At 63.6% G+C, this 506-nt stretch carries 1 protein-coding gene; it reads left to right on the top strand.

Annotation, left to right across the window (positions count from 1 at the left end; all coding sequences use genetic code 11):
- Positions 1-506 (top strand): cbb3-type cytochrome c oxidase subunit I (locus ACP7AR_RS17515; protein WP_426188582.1); only part of this gene is annotated, 506 nt, incomplete at both ends.

Below are 506 nucleotides of genomic sequence, written 5' to 3'. Positions count from 1 at the left end.
AACGGCGGCTGGTATATGTATCCGCCCCTGACCAGCATGGCCTATTCGCCAGGGATCAACGCCGACTTTTGGCTGCTGGGCATCGGCTTCATCGAGATTTCGGCCATCGCCGGCGCCATCGAGATCATCGTCGGGGTGCTGAAGACGCGCGCGCCGGGCATGACGCTGGACAAGCTGCCGATCTTCGCCTGGGCCATGCTGATCTTCGCCTGCATGATCATCATCGCCTTTCCGTCGATCATCCTGTCGACCCTGCTGCTGGAGTTGGAACGCGCGCTCGGCTGGCCCTTCTTCGATGCGGCCAAGGGCGGGGACCCCATGCTGTGGCAGCACCTGTTCTGGTTCTTCGGCCACCCCGAGGTCTACATCATCTTCCTGCCGGCGGCGGGGGCCATGTCGACCCTGATCCCGGCTGTCGCCCAGACAAAGCTGGTCGGCTATCGGCTGGTGGTGCTGGCCATGCTGGCGACGGGATTCATCAGCTTCGGCGTCTGGGCGCACCACAT

Origin of the sequence: Microbacterium sp. TWP3-1-2b2 (genome assembly GCF_049896145.1) — a bacterium.
Lineage (GTDB): Bacteria > Actinomycetota > Actinomycetes > Actinomycetales > Microbacteriaceae > Microbacterium.
The sequence above is the reverse complement of the archived record's forward strand: the minus strand, read 5'-3'. Positions and strand labels throughout refer to the sequence as shown.